General features: G+C 63.1%; 10 protein-coding genes. 4 read left to right on the top strand and 6 right to left on the bottom strand.

The features are described from left to right. The 4 genes from Q8K05_RS11965 to Q8K05_RS11950 all read right to left on the bottom strand — a co-directional run. The coding region (locus Q8K05_RS11965) for an NAD(P)(+) transhydrogenase (Re/Si-specific) subunit beta (protein ID WP_305246825.1) at positions 1-776 on the bottom strand (776 nt) is incomplete at its 3' end. Next, positions 773-1,108 (bottom strand): NAD(P) transhydrogenase subunit alpha, encoded by a 336-nt coding sequence (locus Q8K05_RS11960; protein WP_305246824.1) that lies wholly within the window; start codon positions 1,106-1,108, stop codon positions 773-775. The genes Q8K05_RS11960 and Q8K05_RS11965, both read right to left, overlap by 4 nt. A gap of 66 nt (positions 1,109-1,174) precedes the next feature. After that, the gene (locus Q8K05_RS11955; RefSeq protein WP_305246823.1) at positions 1,175-2,290 is read right to left on the bottom strand and encodes a Re/Si-specific NAD(P)(+) transhydrogenase subunit alpha; all 1,116 of its coding nucleotides are present in this window, start codon (positions 2,288-2,290) and stop codon (positions 1,175-1,177) included. A 304-nt stretch (positions 2,291-2,594) separates the two neighbouring features. Further along, the gene (locus Q8K05_RS11950; RefSeq protein WP_305246822.1) at positions 2,595-4,130 is read right to left on the bottom strand and encodes a CoA-acylating methylmalonate-semialdehyde dehydrogenase; all 1,536 of its coding nucleotides are present in this window, start codon (positions 4,128-4,130) and stop codon (positions 2,595-2,597) included. 118 nt (positions 4,131-4,248) lie between these two features. Here Q8K05_RS11950 and Q8K05_RS11945 point away from each other — a divergent pair, with 118 nt between their 5' ends. Both Q8K05_RS11945 and Q8K05_RS11940 read left to right on the top strand, forming a co-directional pair. Next, positions 4,249-5,226, top strand: a complete 978-nt coding sequence (locus tag Q8K05_RS11945; RefSeq protein ID WP_305246821.1) for a LysR substrate-binding domain-containing protein — start codon at positions 4,249-4,251, stop codon at positions 5,224-5,226. Between the two features lie 34 nt (positions 5,227-5,260). Continuing rightward, positions 5,261-5,770 carry an NUDIX hydrolase gene (locus Q8K05_RS11940; RefSeq protein ID WP_305246820.1) on the top strand — a complete coding sequence of 170 codons (510 nt, stop codon included), beginning with the start codon at positions 5,261-5,263 and terminating at the stop codon, positions 5,768-5,770. Between the two features lie 94 nt (positions 5,771-5,864). Here the strand turns inward: Q8K05_RS11940 and Q8K05_RS11935 are convergent, their stop codons facing one another. Beyond that, the gene (locus tag Q8K05_RS11935; protein ID WP_305246819.1) at positions 5,865-6,767 is read right to left on the bottom strand and encodes a LysR family transcriptional regulator; all 903 of its coding nucleotides are present in this window, start codon (positions 6,765-6,767) and stop codon (positions 5,865-5,867) included. Between the two features lie 88 nt (positions 6,768-6,855). Between Q8K05_RS11935 and Q8K05_RS11930 the strand changes: the two genes are divergently transcribed. Together Q8K05_RS11930 and Q8K05_RS11925 are read left to right on the top strand one after the other, a co-directional pair. Next, the gene (locus Q8K05_RS11930) at positions 6,856-7,842 is read left to right on the top strand and encodes a tripartite tricarboxylate transporter substrate binding protein (RefSeq protein WP_305246818.1); all 987 of its coding nucleotides are present in this window, start codon (positions 6,856-6,858) and stop codon (positions 7,840-7,842) included. 51 nt (positions 7,843-7,893) lie between these two features. Beyond that, positions 7,894-9,243 (top strand): adenylosuccinate lyase family protein, encoded by a 1,350-nt coding sequence (locus Q8K05_RS11925; RefSeq protein ID WP_305246817.1) that lies wholly within the window; start codon positions 7,894-7,896, stop codon positions 9,241-9,243. Positions 9,244-9,271: 28 nt separating this feature from the next. Here the strand turns inward: Q8K05_RS11925 and Q8K05_RS11920 are convergent, their stop codons facing one another. Then, on the bottom strand, positions 9,272-10,258 hold the full coding sequence (locus Q8K05_RS11920; protein WP_305246816.1) for a tripartite tricarboxylate transporter substrate binding protein: 987 nt from the start codon (positions 10,256-10,258) through the stop codon (positions 9,272-9,274). Positions 10,259-10,295 lie beyond the last annotated feature (37 nt).

The following is a 10,295-nucleotide window of genomic DNA, read 5'->3' as shown; positions in this document are numbered from 1 at the left end:
ACGAGCGAGCCGGCAATGATCAGCATCGAGTTGTTCAATGAGAATCCGATGCCCGCCGCGGCCCAGCCCGAATAGCTGTTGAGCATGGACACCACCACGGGCATGTCGGCGCCGCCAATCGGGATGATGATCAGCACGCCCATGACAAACGCCAGCGCCAGCATGGCAAAGAAAGCCGGCCAGCTGCCGGTCAGCATGAAGGTCAGGCCCAGGCCCAGCATGATCAGGCCAAGCACCAGGTTGAGCTTGTGCTGGCCGGGAAAGGACACCGGCGCGCCCTGGAACAGGCGGAACTTGTACTTGCCGCTGAGCTTGCCAAACGCAATGACCGAGCCGCTGAAGGTGATGGCGCCGATGGCGGCACCGAGGAACAGTTCCAGCCGATTACCGGCGGGAATCTCCATGCCTTTGGCGACAATGCCGAAAGCATAAGGCTCGGCCACCGCAGCCACGGCAATGAACACCGCCGCCAAGCCAATCATGCTATGCATGAAGGCCACCAACTCGGGCATCTTGGTCATCTCGACGCGTTTGGCCATCAGCGTGCCCGCGGCACCGCCAACGACCAGCGCCCCCAGCACATAGACCATGCCCTCGGCCTTGCCGCCCGACATCTCCACGATGAGCGCGGCGGTGGTCAACACGGCAATCGCCATGCCGACCATGCCGAACAGGTTGCCACGCAGCGACGTGGTCGGGTGAGACAGGCCCTTGAGCGCCTGGATGAAGAAAACGGAAGCCACCAGGTACAGCAGCGTGACGATGTTCATGCTCATTTAGCAACTCCCGAATCAGCGGACGCCACAACAGGCGCTTTCTTTTCTTTCTTGCGGAACATTTCCAGCATCCGGCGCGTGACCAGAAAACCGCCAAACACGTTGACGGCTGCCAGCGCCACGGCCAACACGCCCATGGTGCGGCCCAGCGGGGTTTCGGTCAGTGCAGCGGCCAGCATGGCGCCGACAATCACGATCGCCGAAATGGCATTGGTCACCGCCATCAGCGGCGTATGCAAGGCGGGCGTCACGGTCCACACGACGTGGTAACCGACGTAGATGGCCAGTACGAAAATGATCAGGTTGATGATGGTGGGTGACACGGCATCCATGGTTCTTTCCTCTTGTCTTGTCTTTTTTATTGAAGGGGGCGGCGCCAGGCCGGACCCCGAAACGATTTATTTCTTGGTGACTTCGCCGTTTTGCGTCATCAGGCAGGCCGCCACAATGTCGTCGGTCAAGTCGATGTTGAGGGCGCCCTCCTTGGTGATGATGAGCTTGAGGAAGTCCAGCACATTGCGGGCATACAGCGCGCTGGCATCGGCCGCCACCAGCGCTGGCACGTTGGTTTCACCGACCAGCGTCACGCCGTGCTTGACCACCGTCTTGCCAGGCTCGGTCAGCGGGCAGTTGCCGCCTTGCGGCGCCGCCAGGTCAACAATCACGCTGCCGGCCTTCATGGACTTGACCATCTCTTCGGTCACCAGCACCGGGGCCGCGCGGCCCGGAATCAGCGCGGTAGTGATCACCACATCGGCCTGGGCAATGCGCTTGGCGACCTCGGTTTTCTGGCGCGCCAGCCAGCTGGGCGGCATGGGTTTGGCGTAGCCGCCCACGCCCACCGCGGCTTCGCGTTCTTCATCGGTCTCGTAGGGCACGTCAATGAATTTGCCGCCCAGGGACTCGACCTGCTCTTTCACGCTGGGGCGCACGTCGCTCGCTTCAATCACCGCCCCCAGGCGTTTGGCCGTGGCAATCGCCTGCAGACCGGCCACACCCACGCCCAGAACCACCACGCGCGCGGCCTTGACCGTGCCGGCGGCCGTCATCAGCATCGGGAAAAAGCGCTGGTAGTTCTCGGCGGCCAGCAGCACGGCCTTGTAGCCGGCAATATTGGCCTGCGACGAGAGCACGTCCATGCTTTGCGCGCGGCTGGTGCGCGGCGCGGCTTCCAGCGCAAACGAGGTCAGCTGCGCCGTGGCCAGCCGCTGCAGGCCGGCGGCATCAAAGGGATTGAGCATGCCGACCACCACGCTGCCAGGCTTGGCATGGGCCATTTCGCCCTCCAGGGGGCAACGCACCTTGAGCACGATGTCGGCGCTGTAGGCGCCGGCGGCGTCCGTGATTTCAGCGCCCACTGCGGTGTAAGCGTCGTCGGTCACGCTGGCTGCCACGCCTGCGCCCGACTGGACGCGGACGGTGTGGCCCTGGGCTTTGAGCTTTTTGGCCGTTTCAGGCGTGATGGCAACGCGTGTTTCTCCGGCCGTGATTTCGGCGGGTACCCCGATCAGCATGGGTGTCTCCTCAGTAGATTGGTTTTTTTTAGTGACCCTGCGCCAGCGGGTGCAGGATTCGTGACTGTCTCGCAGCTTACATGAGATTTTTAAAATTCTAGCGAGTGCAAACTATAGTTTTTCATGACAGCTGTCGCCTCAAGCGCCCTGGCCACGGACGCGCCAACGCGCTGCGCCAGGCGATGGGACGCAGCACCTGCGCCTGCCAGGCGGGAAACCGTCTTTGCGTCCGCCCCATGACAACAGCCCCAGGCGCCGGGCGAGCGGCGCATGGGGCTGTCAAAGAACGCCGGCTATTGAGCGCTTACTTCGCGGTCGGCATCACAAACTCGGCGCCCTTGCCAATGCTCTCGGGCCAGCGCTGCATGATGGACTTTTGCTTGGTGTAAAAGCGCACGCCTTCCTCTCCGTAGGCGTGCATGTCGCCAAACAGGCTTTTCTTCCAGCCACCAAAGCCGTGCCAGGCCATGGGCACCGGAATCGGCACGTTGATGCCGACCATGCCGACCTGGATGCGCCGCGAAAATTCACGCGCCACATGGCCGTCGCGCGTGAAGCAGCTCACGCCGTTGCCGAACTCGTGGGCATTGATCAGGTTCACCGCTTCGGCAAAATCCTTGACGCGCACGCAGCCCAGCACCGGGCCAAAGATTTCTTCCTTGTAGATGCGCATGTCGGGCGTGACATGGTCAAACAGCGTGCCGCCCATCCAGAAGCCCTGCTCGCATCCCTCGCCAGCATCGGCGCCGGTAAAGGTACGGCCGTCGACCAGCAGTTTCGCGCCTTCTTCCACACCCAGGTCGATGTAGCCGGTGATGCGCTGGTGCGCGGCGGCGGTCACGATAGGGCCCATCTCGGCGTCGAGCTCCTCGCCATGCTTGATGACCAGCGTTCTGGCGCGTGCCTCCAGCATCGGAATGAGTTTGTCGGCCACATCGCCGACCAGCACCGCCACCGAGATTGCCATGCAGCGCTCGCCGGCCGAACCGTAGCCGGCGCCAATCAGCGCGTCCACGGCCTGCTCCAGGTCGGCGTCGGGCATCACCACCATGTGGTTCTTGGCGCCGCCCAGCGCCTGCACGCGCTTGCCGTGGTGCGCGCCGGTTTCGTAGATGTAGTTGGCGATCGGCGTCGAGCCGACAAACGACACGGCCTTCACGTCCGGGTGCACCAGCAGCGCATCGACGGCTTCCTTGTCGCCCTGCACCACGTTGAAGACGCCGTCGGGCAGGCCGGCCTGCTTGAACAGCTCGGCCATGAGCAGGCTGGCGCTCGGGTCGATCGGGCTGGGCTTGAGTACAAAGCAGTTGCCTGCGGCAATGGCCACGGGGAACATCCACATCGGCACCATCACGGGAAAGTTGAACGGCGTGATGCCGGCCACCACGCCCAGGGGCTGGCGCAGCGTCCAGTTGTCAATGCCGGTGCTCACCTGGTCGGTGAAGTCGCCCTTGAGCAGTTGCGGAATGCCGCAGGCAAATTCCACGATGTCGATGCCGCGCGCAACTTCGCCCTGGGCATCGGTGAACACCTTGCCGTGTTCGGCGGTGATCAGGTGCGCCAGCTTGTCCTTGTTCTGGTTCAGCAACTCCAGAAACTTGAACATCACGCGGGCGCGGCGAATCGGCGGGGTGTCGGCCCAGGCCGGGAACGCCGCTTGCGCCGCGGCCACGGCGGCGTCCACGTCCGCCGCGCTGGCCAGCGCAACATGAGCCGACACGGCGCCGGTGGCGGGATTGAAGACGGGCTGGCTGCGCCCTGCTGCGGGCGTGACCACGCTTGCGTTCAGGTAATGACCAATGGTGGCTTGTGGGGCCGTTGCGGCTGGCAATAAAGACATGTTCAATCCTTTGAGGCAAAAATGAGTCGTGCCTTGCAGTCTAGGGGACCCCGCCCGATTTGATAATGGCCCGTTTACTGATTACATTGTTCATATTCCTGAACAATAAAACCCTGTCATGTCCTCAGACCAGTTGTCGCCACTGATTGCAGACCTTCACCTGTTGACGGTGCTGGCCGCGACCCGCAGCTTTACCGAGACCGCGCGGCGCCTGGGCCTGTCCAAAGCCTCGGCCAGCACGCGCATCAGCGAACTGGAGCGCGCAGCGGGCGTGCTGCTGGTGCGCCGGACCACGCGCTCGGTGGGCCTGACCGAGGCCGGGCAGCAGCTGGTCCATGAAATGCAGCCCGCGTTCGAGCGGATCAGCGAAAGCTACACCGCCGCCCGCGACCTGGTCGGCGCGCCGCGCGGCCTGATCCGGGTCACCGCGCCGGTTGCGCTGGGGCGGCAACACCTGGCGCCGTGCGTGGCGGACTTTTTGCTGCGCTACCCCGACATCCACATCGAACTGGAACTGACCGACCGCTTCGTGAACCTGGCCAACGAGGGCTTCGATCTGGCGATCCGGCACACCCAGGCGCCGCCCGACACCCATGTGGCCTGGCTGCTGTGTGACACCCACTCGGTGCTGATGGCCAGCCCGCAGTACCTGGCCCGGCGCGGCGTGCCGCAGCACCCGTCCGAACTGGCGGCGCACGACTGCCTGCTCTATCTGGGGGGCAGCCCGACCCGCAGCTGGACCTTTGTGCGCAGAATAAAACGGAAATCTGAAAAATCCGGCGAACGGGTGGGCGTGAACATCACCGGCACGCTCAAGGCCAACAACAGCGAAGTGCTGCGCGACGCGCTGCTGGCCGGCCTGGGCATAGGCCTGCTGCCGGACTTCAGCATGCCGACGGGTGTCAGCGGTGCGCAGCCACCCTTGGTCCAGGTGCTGCCCGACTGGCAGGTGCAGGGATTTTTTGGCGAGCACATTTACGCCCTGCGTCCCTGGTCGGCGCAAGTCCCCAAGGCGGTTCAGTGCCTGGTGGCGCATTTGCGCGAAAGCTTTTCCCACGGCTTCGGCCCCGCACTGGCAGGCCCGCCGGCCGATTAAGCCCGGTGTCAAAAACGGCACGGATAATCCCGGCATGAACACACGATGGAAACCCAGCGCCACGGTCGCTGCGGTGATTGAACGCGATTTCGACGGCATCCGGAAATTCCTGCTGGTGGAAGAGGAAACCCGGGACGGCCTGAAGCTCAACAACCCGGCCGGTCACCTTGACCCGGGCGAAAGCCCGGCGCAGGGCTGCGCGCGCGAGACGCTGGAAGAAACCGCTTTTCATTTCACCCCCACGGCGCTCGTCGGTGTTTACCTTTCACGCTTTGAGCAGACAGAGCCACTTGCGCCCAATGGAAAATTGGACATCACCTACCTGCGCTTTGCGTTTTGCGGCGAACTGGGCGCGCACATGGAAGGCCAGGCGCTGGACGAAGGCATTGTGCGTACCGTGTGGCTCACTGCGGACGAGATACGCGCCTGCGCTGACATGCACCGCAGCCCTTTGCTGCTGCGCTGCCTCGAAGATTACCTGGCCGGACGCCGTTACCCGCTGGAGCTGGTCACCACAGACCCCTCGGTGACGCTCTCAATTTAATAGCCGCTAACGCGCTCTCAATATGCGCCAAAGTCACTTTTGATGCATCAACCTGACGCCAGGCAGGTACGCGGCAGCGGCCAACCACCTGGATTTACCGCCGCGCTTTGAGGGCGGCATGCAAATAGTCGTGAAACATACTGGCCGGTGCGCGCAGCGCCGCACCACGACGGGTCGCCAGGCCCAGCACGCGCGACACCGCCGGCCTGCGCAGCGCCACGCCGACCAGCGTGGCGTGCGCAGGCGGCAGCGTTAACCGCGGTACGGCCGCCAGTCCCAACCCGGCCTCCACCATACCCAGCAGCGTGGCGATGTGGCTGACCTCGAACCGATACGAGGGGTTGACGCCGGCCTTGGCCAGCGCATCGTCCAGCAGCTGCCGGTTACCACTGGAGCGCGCCACCGCGATCAGCGTCTCACTTTCCAGTTCAGCCCACGCCAGCGTTTTACGCACGGCCAGGGCATGATGGCGCGGCACGGCCAGCACAAAGGGGTCGGTGTGAATCGGGTCGAAATCCACGCCTGGCACCTGGCTGCCCATGAATGTGATGCCGAAGTCAGACTCACCCGACACCACGCTGGACAGTACCAGGCTTGCCGCTTCGTCCATCACGCGAATGCGGATCAGCGGGTAACGCTCTGAAAATGAACGTACCACGGTCGGCAAAAATTGAATCGCCGCCGACGGCACACAGGCCACCGTCACGCGCCCGCTGCGGCTGGCCGCGATGTCCGAAATACCCAGCATCGCCGATTCAAGATCATCCAGCGCCGCGCGCGCGCGCTCCAGAAACACCCGGCCCAGTGGCGTGAGTTCCACCTCGCGGGTGGTGCGGTTGAACAGGCGCGCACCCAAAATGGTTTCAAGCTTGTCTATGCGCCGGCTCAGCGCCGGCGCTGACAAAACGATATGGTCAGCCGCTGCCCGAAAACTGCCGCGTTCTGCCACCGCCACAAAAGCCTGCAGCTGCTGCAGGTCGAAATTAATGCGTGCCATGCATCAATCGTAGCAAAAGTTGCACTTCACCATAGCCCGCAATGCGCCCATGATTCGCCCCATATTCAACACCCTTTTGGAGACCTGCATGCCACGGAACACCCTGCTTTTGCACCTGACAGCCCTGATGGCGGGGATTTCAGTAATGGCCACACTGGCCAGCCCGGTGCTGGCGCAAACCTGGCCCGAGAAAACCATCACCATCGTGGTCCCCACCGCCGCCGGAGGGGCCAATGATGCGATGGCACGCATTCTGGCGCAGGGCCTGGGCACCCGACTGGGCAAGTCGGTCATCGTGGACAACAAGGCCGGCGCCAACGGCGCGATTGCCAGCGAGTTTGTCGCACGTGCCGCACCCGACGGCTACACCCTCATGTTTGGCTACATCGCCACGCACGGCATCAACCCGGCCCTGCAAAAACTCAGGTACGACCCGGTCACGGACTTCGAGCCGATTGGCATGGTGGCGGCTTCGCCGACGGTACTGGTCGTGAACAATGGCGTAGCCGCCAAAAACGTCAAGGAACTGGTGCAACTGATCAGGACCAAGCCGGGCACCTTCAACTATGCCACCGCCGGCAACGGCACGGCACCGCACATCGCGGGTGAGTTGTTCAAACTGTCTGCCGGCCTGGACGTGTTGAGCATTCCCTACAAAGGCTCGGCCCCCGCCGTGGTGGACACCATTGCCGGCAACACCCAGTACATGTTTCCCAGCCTGTTCACGGCCTACCCCCATATCAAGGACGGCCGACTCAAGGCGCTGGGCATTGCGGGCGACAAGCGCTCGCCCGTGCTGCCTGACGTTCCCACGCTGGCCGAGCAGGGCATTGCCAACGTCAGCATGTCGCAGTGGTACGCCCTGTTTGTCCCGGCCAAAACGCCCAAGGCAGTGATTGATCGGCTGAACCACGAACTGAACAGCGTACTGGCTGACAAGGCGGTGCAGAAAAAAATCGGTGATCAGGGGGCAGAGGTGGAGGCCAGCACCCCCGAGCAATTGAAAACACTGGTCCAAAAGGAAGTAGCGCGCTGGCGGGGTGTTGTGGCGGCCGCAAAAATCAAAGTTGAATGAACGCTCAGCCCCTGCGCCAACCCATTAACCCGAACCCTACTGAAAAATACCATGTCAGCAACCATCATTGACTCCAGAATCTTCGGCGACATGTTCAGCGACGCCACCATGCGCCATGTCTGGTCAGACGAAAACCGTACCGCCAAGTACCTTGACATTGAACGGGCGCTGGCCAAGGTGCAGGGCGAGCTGGGACTCATCCCGCAAGAGGCCGCTGACGAGATCGTCAAGAACTGCAATATCGACCAGATTGACTGGGCCAAACTCCAGGCCAAGACCGAGCAGATCGGCTATCCCATCATTGCCGTGGTCAACCAGATCAATGCGCACTGCAAAAACAAACTGGGCGAATACTGCCATTGGGGCGCGACCACGCAAGACATCACCGACACCGCCGCCGTACTACAAATCCGGGAAGGGCTGGCGCTGATTGAAGAAGACCTGAAAGACATCTCCGCGTCGCTGGCCAAACTGGCACTGGATCACCGCGACACGCCCATCATCGGCCGCAGCAACCTGCAGCAGGCCACGCCGATCACCTTCGGCTACAAGATGGCCAGCATCCTCGCCGGCATCGAGCGCCACCGCGAACGCCTGGAGCAGCTCAAGCCCAGAGTGCTGGTGGGTGAATTCGGCGGCGCGTCGGGAACGCTGTCGTCACTCGAAACCGGCGCCATGGAAACCCAGGCCGGCTTGATGAAAGAACTGGGCCTGGGCCAGCCGCTGATTTCATGGCACACCGTGCGCGACAACTTTGCCGAGGTCGGCGCGTTTTTAGGCATCGTCGGCGGCTCACTCGGCAAGATTGCCATGGACGTGAAGCTGATGATGCAAACCGAGGTGGCCGAGGTGTTCGAACCGTATGCACCCGGGCGCGGCTCGTCGTCCACCATGCCGCAAAAGCGCAACCCGATCTCTTGCCTCTACATCCACGCCAACATTTCGGTGGTGCGCCAGCTGGCCGCCTCGCTGATGGACGCCATGGTGGCCGACCATGAACGCTCCACGGGCCCGTGGGAAATTGAATGGGTTGCCCTACCCGAAATCTTCTGCCTCATGTCGGGTGCGCTCAAGCAGACCAGGTTCATCCTGGCAGGGCTGGAAGTTGATGCCGCGCAGATGCGCCGCAACATCGACATGACCCACGGGCTGGTCATGTCGGAGGCCGTGATGATGGGCTTGGGGCCCTACATCGGGCGCGAATATGCGCACGACCTGGTCTATGACATCTGCCGCGACGCGCTCCAGCAAAAACGACCGCTGATCGACCTGCTGGCCGAGCACCCCGAAATCAACCAGCACGTCACGCGCGCGCAGCTGGCTTCTTTCTGCGACCCGATGAACAACCTTGGGCAAGCCGGCGTCATGGTCGACCGGGTGCTCAATTCGCTCAAGGCCTGAGTCGCCGGCCCGAAGGGGCCGACAGCGATCATTCCGCCGAAATCTTCCGCTCCCGAACGATACGCCCCCAGGTTGCGGATTCACTGGCCATGTAGCGGGCCAGTTCGTCGCGGGTGCCGGGCTGGGGAGTCAGGCCGTGCTTGAGGAGTTGCTCACGCACATCGGGCGCGTTCAGCACCTTCACCAGCTCCAGGTTCCAGCGGTCCAGCAGGGGTTTGGGTGTTTTGCTGGAGGCCACAAAGGCATACCAGTTGGTCGCATTGAAGCCCGGGTAGCCTGACTCGGCGATGGTCGGCACATTGGGCATGAAGGCGGGGCGACTCAAACCGGTGGTGGCCAGCGGGATCAGCTTGCCCGACTCGATGTGCGGGCCTGCCGTGGCCGGGGTGGAGTAGTACGAAGCGACCCGGCCGCCCAGCAGGTCCTGCAGCGCAGGCGCGCCGCCCTTGTAGGGAATGTGAACGGTGTCAATGCCGGCCTGGACGTTGAACAACTCACCGGCCAGATGCGATGCCGAACCGGCCCCGGTGGACGCAAAGTCCAGGCTGCCGGGTTTCTTTTTGGCCAGCGCGACAAACTCGGCCAGGGTTTTGACGCCGACCCCCGCATGCACCACCAGCACGTTGGGAAAGTTCACGCCCATGGTGATGGGTGCCAGGTCACGCACCGGGTCGTAGCCCAGCTTCATCATGTGCGGCGCAATCGTCAGCGGGCCCACCGAGCCAAACAGCAGCGTGGCGCCATCGCCCGAGGCGTTGGCCACGAACTGGTGGGCGATGTTGCCGCCTGCGCCGGGCTTGTTGTCCACAATCACCGTCTGGCCGATGTTGTCGCCGAGCTTTTTGGCAATCAGGCGGGCGGCGGTGTCGGCCGCGCCGCCGGCCGCGAAGCCGACGACCAGGCTCACGGTCTTTTTGGGGGGATAGTCCTCTGCCTGGGCAGAGGCTGTGAAGGGGGTGAGCGCCGGCAGAAGGGCCAGCGCGGCGAAGGCTTGAAGCAGTGGTCGTTTTTTCATGTTGTCTCCGTTTCTTGCTATTAAAAATCAATCAGCG

The organism is Polaromonas sp. (genome assembly GCF_030682935.1).
Classification (GTDB): domain Bacteria; phylum Pseudomonadota; class Gammaproteobacteria; order Burkholderiales; family Burkholderiaceae_C; genus Polaromonas.
This window is presented reverse-complemented; position numbering and strand designations above follow the sequence as displayed.